Source organism: Proteus sp. TJ1640 (genome assembly GCF_003144445.1).
GTDB classification, from domain to species: domain Bacteria; phylum Pseudomonadota; class Gammaproteobacteria; order Enterobacterales; family Enterobacteriaceae; genus Proteus; species Proteus penneri.
Genome location: NZ_PENY01000016.1, coordinates 49,009 through 70,409, shown reverse-complemented (window position 1 = coordinate 70,409; position 21,401 = coordinate 49,009). Strand labels below are relative to the sequence as shown.

27 protein-coding genes and 1 pseudogene are annotated in these 21,401 nt (G+C 38.5%); 1 reads left to right on the top strand and 27 read right to left on the bottom strand.

Features of this window, described 5'->3' with window-relative positions:
• Positions 1-108: 108 nt before the first annotated feature.
• Positions 109-300 (top strand): YqaE/Pmp3 family membrane protein, encoded by a 192-nt coding sequence (locus DK861_RS06120; RefSeq protein WP_004242485.1) that lies wholly within the window; start codon positions 109-111, stop codon positions 298-300.
• Between the two features lie 24 nt (positions 301-324).
• Here DK861_RS06120 and DK861_RS06115 read toward each other — a convergent pair whose 3' ends face one another.
• The 27 genes and pseudogenes from DK861_RS06115 to DK861_RS05990 form a co-directional block, all read right to left on the bottom strand.
• A complete protein-coding gene (locus DK861_RS06115) occupies positions 325-555 on the bottom strand; it encodes a DUF4035 domain-containing protein (RefSeq protein ID WP_239452139.1) in 231 nt (76 codons plus the stop codon).
• A gap of 44 nt (positions 556-599) precedes the next feature.
• On the bottom strand, positions 600-1,016 hold the full coding sequence (locus DK861_RS06110; RefSeq protein ID WP_041701217.1) for a hypothetical protein: 417 nt from the start codon (positions 1,014-1,016) through the stop codon (positions 600-602).
• 64 nt (positions 1,017-1,080) lie between these two features.
• Positions 1,081-1,746, bottom strand: a complete 666-nt coding sequence (locus DK861_RS06105; protein WP_109399570.1) for a hypothetical protein — start codon at positions 1,744-1,746, stop codon at positions 1,081-1,083.
• Positions 1,747-1,755: 9 nt separating this feature from the next.
• A complete protein-coding gene (locus DK861_RS06100) occupies positions 1,756-2,097 on the bottom strand; it encodes a DUF3168 domain-containing protein (protein ID WP_058336216.1) in 342 nt (113 codons plus the stop codon).
• 5 nt (positions 2,098-2,102) lie between these two features.
• Positions 2,103-2,576: an HK97-gp10 family putative phage morphogenesis protein gene (locus tag DK861_RS06095; RefSeq protein ID WP_087802806.1), complete on the bottom strand. Its 474-nt coding sequence runs from the start codon at positions 2,574-2,576 to the stop codon at positions 2,103-2,105.
• On the bottom strand, positions 2,566-2,895 hold the full coding sequence (locus DK861_RS06090; RefSeq protein ID WP_075672647.1) for a phage head closure protein: 330 nt from the start codon (positions 2,893-2,895) through the stop codon (positions 2,566-2,568). The genes DK861_RS06095 and DK861_RS06090 overlap by 11 nt, the downstream gene beginning before the upstream one ends.
• Entirely contained in the window at positions 2,895-3,194 is a 300-nt protein-coding gene (locus DK861_RS06085) for a head-tail connector protein (protein ID WP_012367786.1), read from the bottom strand. The genes DK861_RS06090 and DK861_RS06085 overlap by 1 nt, the downstream gene beginning before the upstream one ends.
• 38 nt (positions 3,195-3,232) lie before the next feature.
• Complete coding sequence (locus DK861_RS06080; protein ID WP_012367785.1) at positions 3,233-4,399, bottom strand: phage major capsid protein; 1,167 nt, start codon at positions 4,397-4,399, stop codon at positions 3,233-3,235.
• A 3-nt stretch (positions 4,400-4,402) separates the two neighbouring features.
• Positions 4,403-5,071 (bottom strand): HK97 family phage prohead protease, encoded by a 669-nt coding sequence (locus tag DK861_RS06075; protein WP_020946083.1) that lies wholly within the window; start codon positions 5,069-5,071, stop codon positions 4,403-4,405.
• Between the two features lie 17 nt (positions 5,072-5,088).
• Positions 5,089-6,357 (bottom strand): phage portal protein, encoded by a 1,269-nt coding sequence (locus DK861_RS06070; RefSeq protein WP_109399569.1) that lies wholly within the window; start codon positions 6,355-6,357, stop codon positions 5,089-5,091.
• Complete coding sequence (locus DK861_RS06065) at positions 6,357-8,090, bottom strand: terminase TerL endonuclease subunit (RefSeq protein WP_109399568.1); 1,734 nt, start codon at positions 8,088-8,090, stop codon at positions 6,357-6,359. Before DK861_RS06065 ends, DK861_RS06070 begins: the two co-directional genes overlap by 1 nt.
• The gene (locus tag DK861_RS06060) at positions 8,044-8,511 is read right to left on the bottom strand and encodes a phage terminase small subunit P27 family (RefSeq protein WP_006537822.1); all 468 of its coding nucleotides are present in this window, start codon (positions 8,509-8,511) and stop codon (positions 8,044-8,046) included. Before DK861_RS06060 ends, DK861_RS06065 begins: the two co-directional genes overlap by 47 nt.
• A gap of 118 nt (positions 8,512-8,629) precedes the next feature.
• Positions 8,630-8,968: an HNH endonuclease gene (locus DK861_RS06055; RefSeq protein ID WP_088495858.1), complete on the bottom strand. Its 339-nt coding sequence runs from the start codon at positions 8,966-8,968 to the stop codon at positions 8,630-8,632.
• Between the two features lie 707 nt (positions 8,969-9,675).
• Positions 9,676-11,532: an ATP-binding protein gene (locus DK861_RS06050; protein WP_109399567.1), complete on the bottom strand. Its 1,857-nt coding sequence runs from the start codon at positions 11,530-11,532 to the stop codon at positions 9,676-9,678.
• Positions 11,533-11,583: 51 nt separating this feature from the next.
• Positions 11,584-13,113, bottom strand: coding sequence for a DNA cytosine methyltransferase (locus DK861_RS06045; RefSeq protein WP_109399566.1), 1,530 nt, complete (start codon positions 13,111-13,113; stop codon positions 11,584-11,586).
• Positions 13,114-13,304: 191 nt separating this feature from the next.
• Positions 13,305-13,832 (bottom strand): hypothetical protein, encoded by a 528-nt coding sequence (locus DK861_RS06040; protein ID WP_109399565.1) that lies wholly within the window; start codon positions 13,830-13,832, stop codon positions 13,305-13,307.
• Positions 13,833-13,834: 2 nt separating this feature from the next.
• A complete protein-coding gene (locus DK861_RS18270) occupies positions 13,835-13,993 on the bottom strand; it encodes a hypothetical protein (RefSeq protein ID WP_204101254.1) in 159 nt (52 codons plus the stop codon).
• The gene (locus DK861_RS06035) at positions 13,975-14,445 is read right to left on the bottom strand and encodes a lysozyme (RefSeq protein WP_109399564.1); all 471 of its coding nucleotides are present in this window, start codon (positions 14,443-14,445) and stop codon (positions 13,975-13,977) included. The genes DK861_RS18270 and DK861_RS06035 overlap by 19 nt, the downstream gene beginning before the upstream one ends.
• Positions 14,445-14,714, bottom strand: a complete 270-nt coding sequence (locus DK861_RS06030) for a hypothetical protein (RefSeq protein WP_109399563.1) — start codon at positions 14,712-14,714, stop codon at positions 14,445-14,447. The genes DK861_RS06035 and DK861_RS06030 overlap by 1 nt, the downstream gene beginning before the upstream one ends.
• Positions 14,715-14,780: 66 nt before the next feature.
• The gene (locus DK861_RS06025; protein ID WP_109399562.1) at positions 14,781-15,203 is read right to left on the bottom strand and encodes a hypothetical protein; all 423 of its coding nucleotides are present in this window, start codon (positions 15,201-15,203) and stop codon (positions 14,781-14,783) included.
• A gap of 434 nt (positions 15,204-15,637) precedes the next feature.
• The gene (locus DK861_RS06020; RefSeq protein WP_162556764.1) at positions 15,638-16,378 is read right to left on the bottom strand and encodes a DUF559 domain-containing protein; all 741 of its coding nucleotides are present in this window, start codon (positions 16,376-16,378) and stop codon (positions 15,638-15,640) included.
• A gap of 282 nt (positions 16,379-16,660) precedes the next feature.
• Positions 16,661-17,728, bottom strand: a complete 1,068-nt coding sequence (locus DK861_RS06015) for a hypothetical protein (protein ID WP_109399560.1) — start codon at positions 17,726-17,728, stop codon at positions 16,661-16,663.
• A 275-nt stretch (positions 17,729-18,003) separates the two neighbouring features.
• Entirely contained in the window at positions 18,004-18,462 is a 459-nt protein-coding gene (locus DK861_RS06010; RefSeq protein WP_109399559.1) for an Hsp20 family protein, read from the bottom strand.
• Positions 18,463-18,639: 177 nt separating this feature from the next.
• A pseudogene (locus DK861_RS06005) lies at positions 18,640-18,792 on the bottom strand (cold-shock protein); the annotation flags it as partial.
• A 340-nt stretch (positions 18,793-19,132) separates the two neighbouring features.
• The gene (locus DK861_RS06000; protein ID WP_109399557.1) at positions 19,133-19,531 is read right to left on the bottom strand and encodes an antiterminator Q family protein; all 399 of its coding nucleotides are present in this window, start codon (positions 19,529-19,531) and stop codon (positions 19,133-19,135) included.
• Positions 19,532-19,558: 27 nt separating this feature from the next.
• Complete coding sequence (locus DK861_RS05995; RefSeq protein ID WP_109399556.1) at positions 19,559-20,584, bottom strand: DUF968 domain-containing protein; 1,026 nt, start codon at positions 20,582-20,584, stop codon at positions 19,559-19,561.
• On the bottom strand, positions 20,581-21,387 hold the full coding sequence (locus DK861_RS05990; RefSeq protein ID WP_109399555.1) for a KilA-N domain-containing protein: 807 nt from the start codon (positions 21,385-21,387) through the stop codon (positions 20,581-20,583). The genes DK861_RS05995 and DK861_RS05990 overlap by 4 nt, the downstream gene beginning before the upstream one ends.
• Between the last annotated feature and the right edge of the window lie 14 nt (positions 21,388-21,401).

Below are 21,401 nucleotides of genomic sequence, written 5' to 3'. Positions count from 1 at the left end.
GAACACTACAAAAGCAAACTTTCACTCTGAATAAATGCAATATTCCTTGTTATTTGCTATTGATTTAATTATTGATAAACTGAAATTTCGAATAATAGAGGGGGTTTTATGAGACTTATTCTGGCGTTATTACTACCTTGGTTACAATTTTTCACGATTGGTCGCCCATTTGCTGGCATCTTCTGCCTTATCCTACAAATCACCTTAATTGGCTGGATCCCTGCGGCTATCTGGTCGGTTTATGCCCTTTCTCAATACAATACGGATAAAAAAATTGAGAAAATGTCTCGCGGTGGTTAACAATTAAGCCCCACTGATGTGGGGCTATCGATTAGCTAATACACTCTCAGTAACGTTATCCCACAGCTCTTCTTCCGTAATTTTCTTCTTCCACATCGGCATAAAATCCATCAATTCAGGCAGAGACGTTTTCGGATCACGATTTATCATCGCAAGAAGATGCGCTACTTGTGCCATCCGATAATCCTCTCGCCATAAACCAAAGGGTTGTTTGCGATAAAAGGCCTCATATTCACACAAGTGGCTTTCAGGCATTTGCTCTATTTCCGCGAGGGTTTTTCCCAATGCCAACGACAATATCAGTTGGAATTGTCGTCGGTCTCCGAGTTTTTTTCGCTGTTCCCCGCTTCGGCTGTAAACACCGCATTAGAGAACCCTTGCCCTAGACGATTAAGACCTTTTAAATCTGCTTCATTTTCAGCATCAAAAAGCAGTTCTCCTTTTTCATCACACAACTTAAAGGCCAACATTCTGGCGACATCATATTCATCGTAGACACGATTTATCGCCTCATTAAATTGTTCGGGATCGTCTTCATCTAAATAAATATCCTGCGCTTCGGCGAGCTTAATTTTAATTTGGCGAAGTTTGCGCTGAATATAATTCATGGTGCCAACATCCAGCTCTTTGACATAAAAGGTGTTGTCTAAATAGGTAAAAGGCGTCACTTTCAGTGCTTGGTTTAACACTAATTCACGCAATAAAGCGTTAGACATAATCACTCCTAAGATTTTTTATTGAGAAGGGAGAAGAGAAATAATGAAAGAGGTGAATTAGGGGTTATTTCTTCACATTCAAATAATCACGGCCAGACAATTTAATCGAGATCCCTGAATCCATCATTTGTCCTACACTGCCATCAATATTCATGCCCGTTTCGACGGAGCCGTAATAAAACATGGAGCCCTCATCTCGTGTTAAGACCATTTTCACCGCAAATTTTTCTTTGCTGTTTTCATATTTACGCAAGAGTCGCTGCACCTCACTGGAGCTATAACGTAAGAAAAAGGTCAATTTAATTGAGCCGTATTCCGTATCGCCGGATTCATATTCCTTGCCATCACTGCAAATGGTGGTGACATCGATTTGTTCAGTCGTTGAACCGTCTTTGCTGAAGCTTTTTACCGCACAAAAGTTATTAGACCATTGAATACGTTGTGCTTTGGCGTTTGCAAAATCCGTGGGTAACGTTTTATCACTCCAATCCACTTCGTCGCACAGGGTCACTTTGTTGCCATCAACCTGTTCAACAGGAAAACGTCCATCTAACTCCCCGAATCCCGATAACATAATCATGTCATCGGCTTTCAGCTTATTATTGGCGATGGTAATAGTTGCCGGTGATAACGTGGCTTCCGTCACTGTCATCGCCTCCCCTAAGCCTGTTTGCACAAAGATCTTCGTGCCGAGGAAAGGCGTCGCTTTATGGTTTTTTGACTTTGCCATATCCATTCCTTATTTATCTGATGAAATCATTAATTCAAGAACAAGCCGATGCAATTTGACATCCGCTTCATACCCAAAGACCGCATTCACCCGTTGTGCAAATGGGATTGTCGCAACAATCTGAGTTTCAATCTTTTTACGCAAGACCATAAGGGGTTGTGGCTGTGGCGCATACACGTCAAGTTGCACGCGATAGTTGTCTAAATCCGTATCCTCCAGCGCACTGTTAGGCGTGATGCTGGCAAACTGGATCACAATGGCGGGATAATGCCCTTTGCCTTCAGGTAATACCTGAAAAAAAACCCTTCCATCGACAAGCGGTGAAAGGGTCTCTTTTAATTGCTGTATCATGATCTCTACCTTACTTTTTCAATGTCCTCTTTGAGTGTTTGAACAATCACTTTAGCCGTCGCTTCCTTTTTCGCTTCAAAACTGGGCCGCATAAACGGTTGTGCGGGCATCTTGGCGGTGCCAAACTCGACAAACCACCAATAAAACGGATCATTCGGGTTCAATGCCGCACTTTTTCCCGTTGCCTGTTTAAAGGCAGACACCTTTTTACCCGATAATGATTTCACCCAAATGCGCGTTTTAACTTGCCCATTGCGCTGCACTTTCGTTTTAGAACGAATATTGCGCTTGATGGTGCCTTTGCGTCGATGAGGCACCGTTTCCTTAAGAATAGGTACTCGATGTTTGATTTCTTCTTTTAACGCCGAAGCCCCTACATTCATCGCCTTACGCGCGCTTTGATTTCTAGTTTTACGGGCGATGTCTTGCATTCGTTGAGCGAGTTCAGACAATCCACTGATTTTAATTTCACCCATCATTCACGCCCTCTTTGCACATTAATTGAAGCTCACGATGACGCTCATAAGGGTCAATAATCGAAATAATATTAAATATTCGCTTACCCCATACAATACGCATTGAGGTATCAATATCAGCAATATAGCGAATAAGAATTCGCGTTGTGGCTTCACTTTGTACTTGCTGGGCTTGAAAATATTCTCGCCCTTGATAAGGCATGATCGCTGCACGTACTTTTGTCGCATGATCCGTCCAAATCACATCACTGCCACTGATGGCATCGGGCGCTAATACTGATTTTTGAATATGAATAGTGTGGCGTAATCGTCCCGGATCCATTAACTACCTCGCCAATTTCGACAAAGCAGTAACAATCGTTCTACTGCTTTATTTTCATATAACGGAATTTCACTTTGACTGGTTCGATGTTCAAACATATCCCCCAGCACCAAGAGCATTGCCGATTTCACTTCATAAGGGATATCATCAGGTGATTTCCATGCTGGTTCATCACACCATCTCAAACAATAATTTAATGCGCTTTGTGCATAAAATATAATCTGCTCATCACGATCATCACCGCTGTATTCGAGATGCTGTTTTAGTAAAGAAAGAGGAATGACATCTAAGATATTCATGATGTAATACGGGATAGTTACCTACCCCGACCTATTACTTAAGCACTTCTTCCAGACGTTGGGAAAGTCCCTTTAATTAAGGCTTGAGGGCGATAATGGGCTAAGGCTAAACGCTCTTCACACAAAATGGTCAGCATGTTCTTCACAAAGTTATCACGATCTTCTCGACTCACTTCGATAACTGCATTCATTCGATCCCATACTTGAGACGCCAAATCAAATGCACCAACAGTAAACTCACCTTGTTTTTGTGCTTTTGTTGGAACAACAGGTAATCCCCACATTACATTTGAAGTAAACGCTTGTGGGCCCCCGAAAATATAACGCCCTTCTTTATCTTTCATTAACGCAATGGCATGCCAATCACGAGGATTTAAAATAATACCAGAGGCGCTAAATTCAGATTCTGTTACCTGATAAATAGCATGAGCAATCAGGTCAGCATGTGTGTCGCCCGTAGCACTCAACGTGGTATCATAAGCAGTGGCAACATGATTAATCCCCGTCAAATTATCCGCAGTACCGTCACCATTAAGTAATTGCTCCTCTTCCACTAATGCTAAGCCATACAATAAGCGGTTATTAACGTAAGACTGTAACTGCACAGCATCATCCATCACTTGGCGAGACGCTTGGATCCAATGAGCAATAGTGATCACATTTGCCGTTTGTTTTTCAAAAGTCAGATTAGATTCTGGTTTCTGTGCCTTTTCTTTCACGGGTGCCGCGCTATTGGTAAACAATTTTTCGCGTACATATTCCAGTGAGTTACTGGAAATACGACCTTGAGCTAATAAATCGCGGATAACTAAACGACGCATCCCCGGCATAATAATCCCCGGTACTTGCATCGGCTGAATGAGAACTCCGGCTGAGCTCGCATCACTGCCTAATGATTTATTAAAGGTCTTCACTTCATAAGAAGCCTGACTCCCATTCCATGATTTTGTCAGCGCTTCTGCTGCTCGCTCAGAAAAATCTTTTTTCGCATTAGGATCATCAGCACTCGTTGCCCCTTTCTGCTCTAAATCAAACAGACGTTCACCGGCTTTTTTTAATTCCTCTTGGACTAAGGCTAAATCTGTTTGTAATTGCTTTGAAACTACGCCAGTAGCTTCAATTTCTTTCTTCTGTGCATCAAAGAGCTCTTGCACCTTTTTTTGTGATCCTTCGATGGCTTCTTGGATAATAGCTAAGTCAGACATATTCTATCCTTTCAGATTAAATGCATTAATTTGGTTAACAATGGATGCGACTAGGGATTGTTGAGTGTCATCGGACTCACTCCGAATAGCGGATTTGAAGCGGGAAATAAAACCAACTGCTTCTGATTTTGATAAACCGGCTGACTCTCTCAGCCAATCCTCAATATCTCGGATCGTTAATAACCCATCGATGCTCTTGAGTGATGAAACCTGTGCCTGGTCATTAGCGGGAAATGTACAAATACTGATTTCACGTAACAGGGAGATATTTTTAAAAATACGGCCTGAAGGTGTTCGCTCAAAATCATTACGCAGACAACCGAATCCGATAGAAAGCCCGTCAACCGTGCCATGCTTCATTGCCGCTTTTAGATCTTGAGCCGCACTATGACCGGGCGTCAGTTGTCCTCTTACACGTAATCCTTTTTGATCTTCCTCCATGTACTCCCATTTCCCCACAGGAAGCTCCCAGACTCGATGGTTATAAAACATAGCGACTTTTTGTTTTTGCTTATCTAAAACATGCTTAAACGCACCGGGTAAAATAATGTCACCATCGAGATCTTGATGACTAAATACAGAGGCATAACCTTCGAAAACGCCTTGTGTGCCATCACCCGTAAATTTGATTTCCGCTTCATCAAAATTTAGTGTTTTTCTAATATCAGGCATTGAACCCCCATAAATAATTAAGCCCCACTTTCGTGAGGCTCTTTATTGAGTTGGTTAATCGGTAAATATTGTGCTTGCCGGTAAGCGACATCTCCACCTTCAAGAGGAGGATAATTATCGAGCCGTCGCATTTCATTAATAGTTCTTAGCCCCGATTCTCCCATCGCTTTCATAAACGCGGCGCGTGAAGTAGAATCGCCTCGCAATAATCCATCAAGGTTATGTTCAGCATGGTATTTTCCCACTTCGGGGGGTTTTAGAAGCCAACGCGCAATGCAGTTTTCCCATAGGGAGATATAGGGTTGTAAGGTATATTGAAGAAAACCTAAGTTTTGTTGCTCAATACCTGTTCCCCAACTTGTTGATTTTTCAACATCGCCGACTAAATGCGGGGGAACACCAAAGAAACGCGCTAATTCACTGACTTGAAATTTGCGGGAAGACATTGTTTCTGCATCTTGAGGACTAACACCAATATCTTGTGCTTGAAATCCCCCTTCTAAGATCCACAATCGTTTTTTAACGGGACCACCCGCAATTTCTTTGAAATTCTCTTCAAGTTGGCTACGTTGCTCTTTATTCAATACCTTATCGCCCGTTGTCAGAATTTTAGGAGACTTAGCTCCATTAGCGTAAAACTCACGTTGTTGATCTTCCATCGCAACGGCCGTGCTTGCTGTCTTACATGCATAAGCAATAGGCGACAATCCAACTAATCCATTAAAACCAAACCCTTTTAAATGAAAAATTTCGTGTTGTTTAAATTTCGCAAACTCATGATCACGCTGATATTTATAGATAATATTCTTCCCCTCCATGCGTACATCCATATTGGCAGACAACAGAGGAAGCAAGCTAATCACATCACCCACTTTATTTCGCTCAATCAACGCGAAAGCATTACCATAAAAGCAAAGCTGCATAGTCATTGCCTCTCGGAACTCTTGAGCGGTCATATATTGATTGGGCGAATATCGCAGTAATCGAGCTAATGGGTTACTTAAATCAACTTTGGTTCTATTTCCCTGTTTATCCGTTTCGAACACATCCAGTGGCAAACAAGCCGTTAACGTCGAAATTAAGCTAACACAACGCCAAACCGTTGATATTTGAAGTATTCGCTCATCATTTACAGAAGAATCACCAAGCGAGCCTTGCGCTGAGATAACGCCTGATTGTGAACCTTGTTCAGGTGTCACGAGTCTTCCCCCAACAAAGAAGGAAGCCAGACGCGCAAACCAACCATGATTAGTGCGCAAATCGATTGAATATTGTTTATCTGTCATCACATACTCAATGGGTTAGAGAAAAAGTCATCAAGGTTGCCATTATCAACCTCACCTTCCGCAGCACCAATCGCCATTGCTGATGCCACCACACCATCAATTCGACCAGTGCTTTTTTTCTTGGCAAAGACGCGGTTATCTTTTTGGTCAGCCTCAAGCACAGCGGATGCGGCATTCCATCTCAAACAAGGATTGGTGTGGATCTCAATCTTCTTGTCATCAATTAGCTGTTCAAACAGTTCGATAGAGTGTGGCATCCATAGCCCTGAATCTTTGGCTTTGTAATATCCTTGTCCATGCGGAGTTAAAGGAACCGTCACACCCGCTTCATCGAGTTTGGGTTCAAGGTATTTAATGCGATAAGGGTCAAAGGCAATGGCTCTCATGCTGACGAGCATCGCCATTTCAGCAATGCGTTCTGCCACAAATTCATACCTCACCGCATTCCCTGGCGTGGTATGCATAAAACCTTGCCTTACCCATAAGTCATAAGGCACTCGGTCGGTTTTCGCCCTATCCAATAAGGTGTCTTTGGGTGTCCAAAATTCAACATAAAGACGTTTGAGGCGAGGAAAATACAAGGCTAATGCGGTTAAATCTTTAGTTCCCGATAAGTCCAATCCGCCATAACATTCTTCACCTTGAAGATCATCGAAGGTGAACGTATTTTCACACTGCATCCATGTTTCACTGTTAATCCATGGATTATCGGCATCCACCCACTGACAAAAATTGAGCCGACGCACAATGCTTTCTTTCGCGGGCATACCTCGGGCTTGAGTCACTTGTTCGCGTAAGTAGCGATCAGAAAAAGTGTAGCCCAATGACGGATTGGCTTTCCCCCAGCAAGACTCATCCTTAAAGGGATCATCGCCTTCATCCAGTGAGCAAATATAGGAAAAGAAGCTGTCGTCTTCGATAGTGCCTTCGGCGACTTTTCGACCGTATTCATGATAGTCATAACACACGCTGGTTTTATCATGGCCACTATTGGTGATCATAAATATCAAGGCTTGTCGCCGACCTTTTGTGCCCGCTCGCATCATCTCAACGGCGGTATTATTTTTGTGCTCATGAATTTCATCAATCAGCGCACAATGGGGACGAGGTCCTGATTGCCCATCATCCGAACTGATCGGACGAAAGAATGAACTCGTTTTTAAATAAGCCAAGTTCCACTCTTTACCGGTTCCGCCTGATTTGGTGATCCTCTGACTTAATGCGGGAGATTGATCAACCATCGCCACCGCATCACGAAACAAAATCATGGCTTGGTCTTTTTTCGTGGCTGCCGCATACACTTCGGCACGCGGCTCACTGTCGGCAACCAAACAATACAACCCAACGCCACCTGCCATCGGTGATTTTCCTGAACCTTTGCCCGATTCAACGTACACCATGCGAAATCGGCGTGTTCCATCTGTCATTTTCCAACCAAAAATAGAGCCAATCACAAAGCATTGCCAAGGCAATAAAATAAACGGTTTCCCTTCATGCTCCCCGCCATTGAGCTTTAAGACTTTCGCGAAAAAGTCGATCACCCTTTTGACGGCCTCAACATCCCAGACTAATCCTCGTTGCTCGGCTTCGTTTAAATCTTTGAGATGACGCGCACAAGCATGACGAATATCAGGCCCCGCTAAGATTTTGCCTTGATGCACGTCTTGCGCGTATTGCGTTGCGGGATCAACCGAAATATTGGTTGAGCGGATCTTCCTCTTCTTCTCCACCATCCATCTTCACCTTCGAACGAGCGGCGGGGGTTAAACCAAACTCGACTAAATAACTTTTAAAACGGCGATCTGCATCAGCCAACATGGCAACGGCAGGATTCGCTTTAATTAAAAAATCCCCTAATTGCGTTTTTGTGGTGTATGTCCGACCTTCAATCGCAATGGTGTCTCGCAATTGAAGAATATCAGCGTAGATATCACACAGCCGTTCTAATGCCAGCGTGTCAGCCACGGTTAAAACGCCCATTCCATCGAGTAATAAGGTTAATTTTGCCCACGCCATTTTCCCCCAATCCGTTAAATGTTCGGGTGGGCTTGGAATTTCACGTTTAGGTTGGGGTTCTTTATCGTTGAGTTTTCGTTTTCCCGGATTACCGGTGACCACCTTCAAGTGGGTCGGTTTCGGGCGTCTTCCTGCCATCGGAACCTCCCAGAAAAAAACTTTTCATTTCGCGGTTGTGCACACAAATGAGGGCGCTAGGTAATCAGGGCGAAAGTGTTTGAACTTTTACCCCGCCCCCACCCTGTATTTCATGGTGTTATTGATGCCAATGAGAATTGGGATCGAGTGGAATGCCATCCGCATTACAGCCAATGACTTTGCCACTCTTTTCGATACGTTGTTTGGTTGAGTTATGATGCAGTTCGCATAAGCTTTGGAAGTTCTTTGTGTCCCAGAACAAGGCTTGGGCTTTTGCGATACGTTCTTTATCGCCTGATTCAAGTGCTTCTTTAAGACGATGTGGAGTAATGTGGTCAACTACTGTGGCAGCAGTAATGCGCCCTTGCTCTTGGCACATAACACAAAGCGGATGTTCATTAAGAAACGCTAATCGCACTTTAGCCCAGCGACCACCATAGACATTGCGCTTTTTCATGGTTTATTCCATCACAAATTTTCTCCAATAAAAAAGCCACCAGCGGTTAACTGATGGCTATCTATGTTCTTTCCTTATCTTATTAATTTCGTCAGAAAACTTGAATCAAGCCATTAAAAATCAATTGGTTAAATTAACTCGCACTTTAGATATGAAATAAATGACATACACAATAATTTGAGAGTGGCACCTATTATAAGCACTAGCGATTTAATGAAACTCACTATTTAGAGACCTCTCTAGAAGAGATTAATCGTTCTGACGTTTAAAACAACATAAGGAGATATTTATGATTCATATATTTGAAATATTATTGAAAACCATTTTAGCAACAATCGCATATTTATTATTACGTAAAAGTTCGCCAGAGCACGCCATATATTTTGCTATCGCTATCCTTAATTCTTAATTTTCTTACCTAACCTTATAACCCATTCATCATATGGCATTAGTGCTCTAATTACATCAGCTAAATCTAATAGCTACTCAGTTCTCCCAATCCAGTTTAACCACCATGTTTGCCTTCTTGCTTATTAAAAATAACCACTTAATAAATAGATTTTATCATTAGCTATTTATTTTTAGTAAGATAACCGCAACAAAAAAGCCATTATCTTTTAAGTTAATGGCTCTTATCCAAATAATAATACTTCTTTCAGACTGTAATTTCCGTATGTATTTTATCAATGCTACATAGTATTAATAATTTACATATTCATATTATAAGCTTCAATAAACTCCTTATGATATTCCTTAGATTGTTCAAGTAACTCTCGATATGTTTTTACAAAAACCTTCCCAACTTCAGAATAATCACCTTCTTTAGATTTAAACTTTCTATCTTCTGACTTTTCTCCTCCAACAACAAAACATACAACTTTAGAAAAACCAGTTTTAGATGCATACCTTTCTTGAAGGAAATCGCCATAATCATATGCTTGTTCTAATGCCTTAAGATCTACTTTATATTTACTTCTTTTTATTTCAATTACATATAAAATATTTCCTAGAGCATTACTGCACAAAAAATCAATTCTTCTATCATTTTCGCATAAATCTTCATCAGGATAAGTTTCTTTCAATAAAGTCGAATATGTAACCTCATCTCTAAACTCTAAGATTCTTGGATCTAATAACCAAGAAAATTTTTTCAAAAAATTATGAAGAGTTGGAACTTCTTTTGTATTCGTTTGAATATAATTCTCGAATTGTTTAATAACTTCTACTCTAGAAACAGCTAAGTCTCTATATTGCTTAGATTCAATTGTTTTCCAATCATCCATCAAACGTAAAAGTTTTGGGATATCCTCATCACTACTTGATATATCTGCAATCTTAGAAGCATATTCTTTATAAGCTTGGTTATCAAATTTACCTATGACATTATTAATAATCTCAGCTGATTCAGATATATCAATATTAGAATTTTCTAGAATTGGGTTAATAATTCGCTCGCTAAGCTCCCTTTCATACGTAGGTAAGTTACTTTGCCAGCTATCTACATTGACATTATGCTCATTTCTAACTTTTATCTTTTTCTTTTCGCCCCTTTTTTTCTTCCAATCACTGCCTATTTTTCTAATCACGGCTTGCAGATAACTTTGTAATGAGCGTGTTTCATCATGTTCCCAATTTAATGAATGTCTATCAGTAGAAATGACATCATCATCAAAATTATCAATAAAATCTACTTCTAAATACCCAGTAACATAACTATGGAATTGATCATTATCTCGAGCACCGTAAAAACTAGCCGTATTAACAATTTTCCCTCTTGATATTAGATAAATCCCTCTCATATCAGTATCTTTTACTGGTGTCTCTAACGTTATAATTGAGCCTTTAACATCAGACCAATACGGGTATTTATCATCATAACTTTTATTCGGGAAACTCCATTCAAATTCTGTTTTCAATGATTGATATTTTAATTCGTTCGTAACATTTATCTTATTTGAATTATCATTATTTTTAAAAATAACCGTTTCCATCTCACTAAATATGATGAATTTTTTAGATAAATTAAGAGCTATTTCATCTAATTGAAATCCAGACTTTCTTCTCATTCTTTTTAATTTTATCGTTGTACCAGATTTCAAAGTGGTGTTTTCATTAAAAGTAATTAAATTTGGTGAATATACATTTCCTCTACTTTTTTTTATATCATTTAAATCCATTACAAAATGGTTTTTTAAGCCATTCTTGACGGAAATGACTTCAATTTCATCACAAATACCAAAGACAGATAATTTTCCTAGACCTTTCTTACCAATTATTGGTCGACCATTTGTACTTGTCTGTTTTTCTAGTTCTTTACGACGATTTCGTCCAATCACTAAATATTTATCATTTAGTTCAGAAAAAGTCATCCCCTCACCATCATCAGTATAAATAATTTCTTTAGCCTTACCTTCAATAAAATTGATACTAACCTTAGTGGCATCTGCATCCCAAGAGTTACTTATTAATTCTGATAATACACTCGGTAGTTTTGAATATAAAGAGACACCTAAATGCTCTATCGTATTAGGGTCAAATTTTAAAATTAATTTATTATCTTCCATAACATTAGCACCATAAAAAAATAAACCTTTCTTATACTTTATAATAAGTTATTATTCTAGTAACTTCATCACAATAGAAGCTATTTGTTGTGCAAGATATGGAGGAACTGCATTACCTACCTGAACATATTGTTGAGTCCTATTACCTTCAAAAAAATAATTATCAGGAAACGTTTGTAACCTAGCCGCTTCTCTAACCGTTAAGCTCCGACATTGTTTAGGATCATAGTGAATAAAATAATGTCCATCTTTAGAAATATGACTTGTTATAGTAGTTGAAGGTCTACTTTCAATTTGAACACGAAAACGGTCAGTATAATTTCCTGACTTCCAGTTTGCATGCGCTGGAGCCAACACATCAGGAAAATCATGGGATTTAGGTGAGTAGCCAGCTATTCTGGCATAACTAGCACAAAAGGCATAACGTAATAGATCGCTTTCTATATGCCCTCTTGTTTCATGATTAGCTACATAATCCAAGTCCGGGTCTAAAAGCCATCCTGCTAGATCTTTTGGTAAATTATCTTTGATATTATTTTCTGTTGTTTCTTTTCTATTCAAATTAGGATAAGAAGATAAATCCAACTCATTTAAGTTAAAATTTGGATATTTCGCATTAAATATTTTATATAAAATATTTGCATTCTTATCAATAACGCAATTCCAAGAAAAATTACTATCTTCAATTTTTGATAGGCCACTACGTAATCTTGGCAGATCATCAATGGCTTCTTTTATTGTTATTTCTTTATCTTTCTTTATTAAAATACTAGGAGTATATTTAATATCTTCTCTAACCCCCATTAAGATCACTCTATGTCTAGCTTGAGGAATACCATACTCCTCTGATTTAATCAAAAAACTAGATAAACTATCATACTGAGGATTATTAATATCACTAGATTTTTCTGTTAAAGAATAAATACGATATCCTAAAGTACTATGGTTTTTAGTTACTGCACCGGGTTGCTTTAAATCCTTTAAAATTTCAGGAAAAATTAAATGATTGTTAATTTTCGCAGATAAAATCCCCCTTACATTTTCCATAATAAAAACTTCTGGATTAACAATTGAAAGTATCTCTAAGTATTCTTTATATAAAAAATGGCGCGCATCTTCTTCCGGTACATAGTTTTGATTACCAGCATTTCTAGAACGGCCAGCTAATGAGTATGCTTGGCATGGAGGTCCTCCAATAACTACTTTATAACCGTTATGGTTTTGAGTAAGCTCTCTAACCTTTTTATGGATAAGATCATTATCTAATCCTAATGTTCTTGGCTCAAACAAAGTCTCTTCGTGAGCAAGTAAAGCCTCTCTAGGATACATATTAAAAAGTTGATCTCTGCTTATCTCACCTTTGATATAACTATAATAATGTATCCTAGCTCTACGGTCATTTCTTACCAAACGATAAAAAGCTCTAGTTGTCAGCGTCTTATGCGCACTACTTTCCTTTTCGACTGATATACCTATTTTAAATGGCTGTATACCGTCCTTGTTGACAAAAGATGAAAACCCTTCACCTAAACCTCCAGGACCAGCAAATAAATCAATTACTAAAATATCGTTGGAAGCCATTACTGTCTCATCTACTTGAATAAAATGTGAAATGATACCTAACTTGTGTAACCAATCAATAGATGAAAGCGAATATTGATGTATATCCTTTAGATAAAACACAATAATCACTAAGTTAGAAATTAGAAAATAGTATATTCACTATTAAGTTAAAATTATTAATGAACACATAAATCCTCCATATCCAAAACTTAGTTTCTTTCCCTTTCTTCAATGATCCTTATTTTTTTTAATCGCCCATTTGCCTTATCGAGTGCAGTTAATAAAGAGTCTATCCATAATACTGCTTGACAATATGTTAAGGTGCTGGTGGTAGAGGTACTAACACTGGTTGAGTTAGTGTTTTGGGTATCGCTATACATTGACCGTAACTCGTAAGTGTACTTGAGCAACCCGTCAGTAATATGCTGAGGAACAAGCAAATCACAGGTTGGCTCTTTTTTAAAGATCGTTTTATATTCAATGACTTTCTCCTGTGATTTTGCATCTACTTGAACACCATAGAGGTAGGCTGTGGTCGCTATTTGATTAAACCTATTGAATTGGAATACCTGATCGCTTAACAGTTTTGAGTAACTCTTATTTTCTTTTGTTAATTGCTTATTCTCTGCTATTAACGTATCTCTTTGAGTGATGATGTTTTGTATACTTTTGCCAATATAGCCACCCACAATGATGCCTACCATCGCGATGATGACATAGAGTTTCCCGTATTTCATGATTAGTACCGATGATATGAGAGTGCAATCTGACAGCGTTTTTCTAAACTCACTTGGTCTTTAGTACATGAGTTATCAATCAAGAGATAAATGCCACCAGCAACCGTAATGAGTAATACGAGGATAAAGCTAATAACGATAATTAAAGGTTTCCATGACATAGTGCTGACTCCGCCTCTCGACGACTGACAAGCCCTCGCCAAACCTTTCCTCCTGCATAAACCCAACGTTTTATTTCTTCACAGGCACCCGCTCTATCACCTGTATTTAGTTTCTTGAGTAATGTTGAGTGAGCAAATGCTGTCGTTCCTACATTAAAAGCAAAGGAATATAAAGCGGCTTTGGTGTAGTCATCGAGTGGTACTTTGATTAATGCATCGACTTGCTGTTGTGTCTTAATAAAATCGTTTTGTAATAACGCATCACATTCTTGTTGTGTGTATCTCTTACCTTGAATAATATCTTTCCCTGTATGCCCATAGCAAACCGTCAAAACACCTGCCACATCACGATAAGGTTCATAACGCACACCCTCAAAATGGGCAATGACAACTAACGCGATGGCTGTTGCTCCCGCTGTTGTTAGCGCAGCTATTTTCTGCTTGAGAGACATTAAATATCCTTTGCCGCTTTTACCATTAATTCAGCAAGTCTTTTTAACGTTTCGGTCGGGTTTTGTGGGTCAACATGACGAACAAGCTCTTCAAATAATTGAGTGCGTTTTCGTTGCTCTCGACGAGTCATAAAATAAGTGGCTAAACCCAGAACCATGCTGAACGCCATCCCAATAACAAATCCCCATTCATATAAAGAGAGACTGGCAAAAAAGGCCGTTAGGCCTGCGGTTCCGTAAGTAACATTGGTTAATTTATCCATACGCATAGTCACCCCCAGAGGAGTGTCCGTTGATGATTAGTGTGAGAGAGTTAAAAGTGAAACGATAAAAAATTAGGCGGGTATTAATACTTTAAGGGCCTTTAATAAACCTTCAGGTAACTGCTCTTCCAGTGACGCATTAGAAACAATCACAAGGCCGTACATGGATATCCATGTATTCGTTTGTTGTAAGTGCCCTTGAATAAATTGTTTTGCTTTCTCTAACAAATAAATACAACTCTCTTGCGTATTTTTTCGCCAATAGGATTCAATCGCCACCAGCAATGGGTCGCCTGCATCATTAATCTTTTGTGTGCCGATTCGATATTGTTTTTTACCTGTGGGAGATGTCGTACAAATTAATTGTGTCAGTTGTTGAGTTTCGCCATCAGCCGTATGGATATTTGCCGTTAAAATGATGGAGGTATTCTTTTCACTGTCTGTTTCTGATGCATAGTGAAGACTAAACTGTAATTCGTTTATCTCTTTTGACATAACATTTACCGATTTATTTAGTTAATAAGGTGCCGACTCACAGCTCTTGTGTGAACGGTATAAGTGGGTGTTGATTCTGTGGTCGGCGTAGACGGAAAGGCTACAAGGTAACCTTATTTAATTTAGGGTTGAATATATTAATGAGAATAATTATCATTACACATGTATCAAATTGACAGGTTTGATACGAATTAGTACGACATGACTTACATTGCTTCTTGCGTTTATTTTATATGCCGATATGACTCCTAGCGTATCGGCATTTTTTTATTTTGTGTTGGGTAGCTCTTTCATTCTTATAATTTAGATATTCCACTCAGTGCTAGGTGCGGGCGCTGCTCGTGTACTAGTTAATCTCTGGGGTATTGCCATTAATTCGGGCTGATACTGAATTGCTATAAGAGATAACTTCTAATTGAGGAGGACTCACCTAATCACCTATTATAAAACGTTCTTAAAAATTCGAATAGTCTCGTGCGGAAATGTTCTTTTATATTTCCAATATGTGCCATCAATTGTTCATGTGATTTCTCAGTTTGCTGGATTTTGGTTAGATCATGTGTATTGACGCTCTGAATACGAAAAACCGTAGATCCTTGACTTTGAACATAAGAATCTCTTAGTTTATCATAACGAACTTTATCTGAATTAAGATGCATTGGGCCATCAAATTCAACGATTACTTTTGCTACAGAGTATTCAATCAATTCTTTAATAATCACCAACTCCAAGGATAAGTCTAATGTATACGATCCGCTTGCATTCAAGCCTAGAGATATCTTTGGTACTTTTAATTCTGGGTTAATTCGAAAGCAATGAGAGATGTTTGTAAAAGATTCCAAATCGTTTGAAAATATACCGTGAGCAGTCCAGGTCTCCAATGTGAAAACTGGATAGACATCATTAGATATTGTTAACGAGTTAATTTTGAACGATGGATATTCAGTCAGTGTAGAAATTAATTCTACTGTTCCTTTTAATGCAGGAATGCTAACCCTGGGGTTTTTTGAAAGGCACTGCATTAGCAAACTTGTTGTATATCCTAATTTTTTTGATAATTCATTATAAGGTAACGGAGTGAGCGAAAAGCTACCAACTCCCAAAGAATTGGCAGTCTGCTCAACTGTTTCACGGGAAACTGGAGATGCTAATGCATCGATGGTTAAATTAGACATTCTCATATCCTAGTAGTAATGCTGTCCTTTGATACTAGCAGAAAGAGAAAGTTTATTGCAGACTTGGATTATAACGAAACATTATAAAAGCTATGAAATGAATGAAAATGCCATTCATTTATCAGCCTCCGTCAGCAGAAAAATGTCGGCATCTCACTCATAGTTGCCGTTAAAATATCTCACATTCAGCATGAGCGGCGACAGTCGCATCCCTGATTGAAGACCTGAGTATTCAGGCCCATCTGCATTATTAAAATCAAACCCAAAGAAATTATTTTTAACTTACAACTCGTTCAAACGGTCCTTGATTCTCATTGCACATGCAATGGGATCTGCCACAATATCCTTACCAAAGATCCTTATGCTAAAAATACCAATTTCTGCTAAAGACTTATCAATATTATTGTCTTTATCAATAGATTCCTTGGACGAATGATGTTCTTTAGAATCACAAAAAACTGCCAATTTTTTTTCAGGAAAATAGAAATCTGCATCTGTTATGGCATTCAAACGTTTACGTGAGCGAGAGTTTTGCCACAATTTATGCAAGCTAGGAATCGTGAGTCCATCTTTAGTAATTATCGTCTGAATTTCAGGTGTTAAGCCTAAGGTATCCATTGACTGAAGTAAAAAAAGTTCGATAGGTGAATCACAACCCCATATTTTCCTTGGTTTTATTTTGTTAAATTTCTTAAAGTATCTGTCTTTTCTATATTTTTTGTAATCAGCTTTTATTTGCGCATTTTTGTCAATAGATTTGATGAATGGAGGTATAACATTATGGTAATTATATTTATCTGACAGTAGATACATGCTATTTACGAAACCAATCATATCTGATTCAATTCCAGAGTAGTCGACATGATCATAAAAATATAATCCAAACGCTCCCTTGAATGGGTTAAATCCATAGTAAAATTTCGGCACTTTAGCATCTATCTCAAGATCCAATTTCTCAATCAAATCCGACTTAAGTGAAGTCAACTCACCTCTTTTGCTTGCAGGAAAAAGTGATATATTGTAAGGTTTACAATGTATTATCCCATCGATTTCTTTAAAGCTATAAGCATTAATTACTAAAAATACCATTTGGAAGGAATCATCTCTTTTTTTATAAAGCTCTAGGGACTCCTTTGATGGATTGATAGTAATTATCTTACCATATGTATCTAAATGATCTTTCTCAATCGGCTGTAAACCAAATAAATCTGCTATATCATAACTCAAAAAATCACCAGCCATACCCTCCAAGTCAATCTTTACAGGAAGGTTGGGCAAATCTTTATAGAACGGAATATTGTAAAGTACCTCAGGCCTATTAGATATATTTTCAATTTCGTTTTTATTCATTAAATCCCCCCATCAAAAACCAGTATTAAGTCAAAACAGCGACTAAACCTAAAACTTTGAGATACTATACACCTATACAGTGTAATCTGCTCCCCGTTATTCATACTGAATTCTGCTAGTAATGGCCACTCAGATCGCTCAAGCCAGACTGTAATCTCCAATCGTTTTCTATTTACGAACCTTACTCTAAGTTAATCCAGTTTAATGACCTTACAAAAACAATTAAGGCTACACACCATGCGTAGCCTTAATCTTATTCACGTTATCTAACTCAATTAACTTTTATCTTTATTCTCTATCGCTATTGTTTGCCGTTTTTCTTCTTCAGGTAATTCATACTCAATAGCAATGGTCAGAACTCCACTTGATAAATCGGCTTTGTCTATTTTAACATTTTTACCGAGGTCAAATTGCAACGTAAATTGCCCTTGAGATATGCCTCGGTGGATCCATTTATCATTGTCTTCTTCTGATTTTTCTTCTTTTTTCCCTTCAATCAATAAACGGCTTCCTTTCAATGAAACCGATAAGTCATCTTCTTGATATCCAGGCACACTCACTGTCAGTTCATAATGGTTATCATCAATCTGTTTCAGGTTATAAGTCTGAATTGGTGATGCAATGGGCTTACTGCCTGTTAACTGACTAAACAAGCGATCTATCTGATCAAAACGGTTTGAAACTAAGTTGTCAGATAATGTTGGGAATAATGAAAAAGGTTTAATGTTAGGCATATAACTCCTCCTTCAGTATTTCGTGAATTATGGGCGGTATCTTATTTACCCAAAATATAAATATGAACTAATAAACATTTTTCAAGCCCTAAAACCTAAATTTTTTATCTTTAATTAATATGGGATTGCAGATAGCAAAAACCCCGCCGAAGCGAGGTTTTATATATTCAGNAATGAAACTTGTTGGCCTTCAGCTAATGTTTTGAAGCTATCACTTTGGATTGCAGAGAAATGTACGAATACATCTTTGCTGCCATCAGCTGGAGTAATAAAACCAAAACCTTTACCTTCATCGAACCATTTTACTGTACCAGTCATTGTATTAGACATAGAATTTCCTTTAATTTATTTAATTTGCCATAAGGCATATGCGGTTTGTTTTGTATTTTTACTTATGGGAATTAATTAGAAGGAATTCACAATGAAGAGGTATCGAGGATAACGCTAAACGGGAACAACTTTAAACTTACTAACATAAATAGGTCTGTACTTCCAAACCAGTGACGCTATTAAGCCATAGAAAAATGCAGATAGCAAACTTTATTTTTTAGCAGTAAATCAGCTTAAGTAGACCTATAAAAAATACAACCCCGTTATACTCACGAGGTTTTTAATAGATAAGTCATGTAACATTGAAATTATTATTAATACAATATATTGTGTTTTGTAATTACGCAAGACTATAAATGTGGTGTTTTTTAATTATTTTATCCATATCTAATTTTACGTTATCAACCGATAAACACCCTTCAATAAATCCTTCCGCTGTCTGCAATCGCTTAGCCACTTCATTATGAGAAATACCGAGTTTTGAAGCCATTGAGCGTAAAGGATAATTCTTCACATAGTACATAATAACCAACTGAAACAAGTAACTATTATTTACCTTTAAATGTAATACCGCTTTATTGATTTTTAAGCCATCATCATCTGAACATTGCTCTCGGCTTCGTCTTGAACTTGGAATTAATCCTTTAAAGCCTGCTGCGATTGATGAGTAATCGATACTATTTCCCTCATTAGCTGACCACGCTCCCCAACGTGATAAAACTTCCTGCATATCTCTCATACTTAGACTCCCCGTGCCGTATACACGTTAAACCAATGCTCCCATTCCTAATGAACGGTTTAAAAAAGAAAATAACAATTCGATTTGATTGCTGTAAGTGGCTTCCCACAATTTGGGATCACGATGTAACTCATCATGATGTTGCCGACATAATGGAATAGTGAATAAGTCATGGGCTTTCGTTCCCATGCCTCCCATACCATGGCCGATGATATGATGTGGATCATCAGCTTGTTGTCCGCAAACACAACATGGCTGTGTTTTTACCCATTGAAGCCATTGGGTATTCTCCCAACGGCGCATTTTAGGTTTAAGAAGAAATGAGGCTGGAGGTTCAGGATCGACAGTCACATTAATAACGGGTTTTATAGCATCTAAACGCGCATTCATTGCTGATAGCGCTGTCACTTCATTTGGAACAATATCAGCTTCAGGAAAACCGCCATGCACCCTGCGCTCTTTAGGTTTATCAGACCAATTTAGAATACGGCGCAATATGGCATCAGGTATTTTATCAACCAGTTTATGCATCACGGCAAAAGCAAAAAAATCAGGTATCGTCAGCGAATGGCTATCATCTAATCTCAAACGACTGCGAATAGTGTCTATCATCCAAGCAATACGATTTTTATACGCTAATTCAGCAACCCACCCCGCCAATGAATTGCGAATATGATTATCATGATACCAACAAGTCCGTATCACACCGTCTTTATGCCATGTGGTTGTTAATTCATGATGATGATAACTATCATGCTCATCGTTGATCTGGCAGCAATGGATATTTCTGCCTATCCACATATTCATCGATGCCAGCCCGCCCATAGCTTGGATCACTTTTTCATTATTCAAAAAGCCAATAATGTCCTTGTTATTCAATAATGGTTGTTCGTTTCCTGTTAATGCCCCAGAAGGCCATTTATCTAAACTCTTTGGTACATCACTAATAATCACACGAGAATGTTGTTTTAGTTGCTCAAGCAACTCCGCTTCAGGCTTCAATAAAACAACACCAAGATCGAGCTGAATATAGGGTGTTAATAATAATTTCATGCACTCACCTGTTTATTCAGCATCACCATACGGATCAATTCATCCGTTTTACTTTCAAAGAAATGGGGTTGGGTTTCACGAGGATTATTAGGGCTGGTCATGTTCTTCCCAAACTGGCAGCCCCGCGCAATCACTGACCAGAACTCTTTCACTTTGTTTGCGGTTTTCGTACTTGGACGAGATAAACGTTCAACAATGCCGAGATCGGCCAACCGCTTATAAGCTTGTTGGGCTGAAATAGGTAATTGATGTTTTCTAATCAGTGTTGATAAAGCTACTGTTGGACGACTTGAACCATCCATTGATCCGCTTGGCGCATCAATCGCATACACAGGGGCTAATTCGGGTAAGCCTGCCATGGCTTGTAATTTTTGATACGCCCCTAATTTTGAAGAGTTTGAGAAATTCAGGCTCTTTGCCATCGATTCAAGCAATATAACCCCAGCTTGAACTTTATCGGCTAACTTTTCGCCGTGTTGCTGTGTTATCAATGCATCAAAAGTACGGATCACTTTTAAATGAAATGAAGGACTTATCCACATTGCATAGGCATATACTAATTCTTTGCAAACATACGTTCCTTGGTTAAGCCCACCAACAATGGTCACAATGGGAACCGCTCCTGTGATCTCAGGAGCGGTTGAAATTTCATCAACCAACTCTTTAGTTTGAGTCAAAGCACTCCAATTCGATGGTTGATGCCGTTTTTCGCTACCTGAGACTCGATGAAGATCATTTAAACAATAACGCCCTGCGGTATCTCGACGAATTTGAACACCATCAATAACAATTAGTCCATTCATGTTATTTTTCTCCA

Coding starts and splice junctions, on each gene's coding strand:
- DK861_RS06120 (WP_004242485.1), top strand. CDS start 109: ATGAGACTTATTCTGGCGTTATTACTACCTTGGTTACAATTTTTCACG.
- DK861_RS06115 (WP_239452139.1), bottom strand. CDS start 555: ATGCCTGAAAGCCACTTGTGTGAATATGAGGCCTTTTATCGCAAACAA.
- DK861_RS06110 (WP_041701217.1), bottom strand. CDS start 1,016: ATGTCTAACGCTTTATTGCGTGAATTAGTGTTAAACCAAGCACTGAAA.
- DK861_RS06105 (WP_109399570.1), bottom strand. CDS start 1,746: ATGGCAAAGTCAAAAAACCATAAAGCGACGCCTTTCCTCGGCACGAAG.
- DK861_RS06100 (WP_058336216.1), bottom strand. CDS start 2,097: ATGATACAGCAATTAAAAGAGACCCTTTCACCGCTTGTCGATGGAAGG.
- DK861_RS06095 (WP_087802806.1), bottom strand. CDS start 2,576: ATGATGGGTGAAATTAAAATCAGTGGATTGTCTGAACTCGCTCAACGA.
- DK861_RS06090 (WP_075672647.1), bottom strand. CDS start 2,895: ATGGATCCGGGACGATTACGCCACACTATTCATATTCAAAAATCAGTA.
- DK861_RS06085 (WP_012367786.1), bottom strand. CDS start 3,194: ATGAATATCTTAGATGTCATTCCTCTTTCTTTACTAAAACAGCATCTC.
- DK861_RS06080 (WP_012367785.1), bottom strand. CDS start 4,399: ATGTCTGACTTAGCTATTATCCAAGAAGCCATCGAAGGATCACAAAAA.
- DK861_RS06075 (WP_020946083.1), bottom strand. CDS start 5,071: ATGCCTGATATTAGAAAAACACTAAATTTTGATGAAGCGGAAATCAAA.
- DK861_RS06070 (WP_109399569.1), bottom strand. CDS start 6,357: ATGACAGATAAACAATATTCAATCGATTTGCGCACTAATCATGGTTGG.
- DK861_RS06065 (WP_109399568.1), bottom strand. CDS start 8,090: ATGGTGGAGAAGAAGAGGAAGATCCGCTCAACCAATATTTCGGTTGAT.
- DK861_RS06060 (WP_006537822.1), bottom strand. CDS start 8,511: ATGGCAGGAAGACGCCCGAAACCGACCCACTTGAAGGTGGTCACCGGT.
- DK861_RS06055 (WP_088495858.1), bottom strand. CDS start 8,968: ATGAAAAAGCGCAATGTCTATGGTGGTCGCTGGGCTAAAGTGCGATTA.
- DK861_RS06050 (WP_109399567.1), bottom strand. CDS start 11,532: ATGGAAGATAATAAATTAATTTTAAAATTTGACCCTAATACGATAGAG.
- DK861_RS06045 (WP_109399566.1), bottom strand. CDS start 13,113: ATGGCTTCCAACGATATTTTAGTAATTGATTTATTTGCTGGTCCTGGA.
- DK861_RS06040 (WP_109399565.1), bottom strand. CDS start 13,832: ATGAAATACGGGAAACTCTATGTCATCATCGCGATGGTAGGCATCATT.
- DK861_RS18270 (WP_204101254.1), bottom strand. CDS start 13,993: ATGTCATGGAAACCTTTAATTATCGTTATTAGCTTTATCCTCGTATTA.
- DK861_RS06035 (WP_109399564.1), bottom strand. CDS start 14,445: ATGTCTCTCAAGCAGAAAATAGCTGCGCTAACAACAGCGGGAGCAACA.
- DK861_RS06030 (WP_109399563.1), bottom strand. CDS start 14,714: ATGCGTATGGATAAATTAACCAATGTTACTTACGGAACCGCAGGCCTA.
- DK861_RS06025 (WP_109399562.1), bottom strand. CDS start 15,203: ATGTCAAAAGAGATAAACGAATTACAGTTTAGTCTTCACTATGCATCA.
- DK861_RS06020 (WP_162556764.1), bottom strand. CDS start 16,378: ATGTCTAATTTAACCATCGATGCATTAGCATCTCCAGTTTCCCGTGAA.
- DK861_RS06015 (WP_109399560.1), bottom strand. CDS start 17,728: ATGAATAAAAACGAAATTGAAAATATATCTAATAGGCCTGAGGTACTT.
- DK861_RS06010 (WP_109399559.1), bottom strand. CDS start 18,462: ATGCCTAACATTAAACCTTTTTCATTATTCCCAACATTATCTGACAAC.
- DK861_RS06000 (WP_109399557.1), bottom strand. CDS start 19,531: ATGAGAGATATGCAGGAAGTTTTATCACGTTGGGGAGCGTGGTCAGCT.
- DK861_RS05995 (WP_109399556.1), bottom strand. CDS start 20,584: ATGAAATTATTATTAACACCCTATATTCAGCTCGATCTTGGTGTTGTT.
- DK861_RS05990 (WP_109399555.1), bottom strand. CDS start 21,387: ATGAATGGACTAATTGTTATTGATGGTGTTCAAATTCGTCGAGATACC.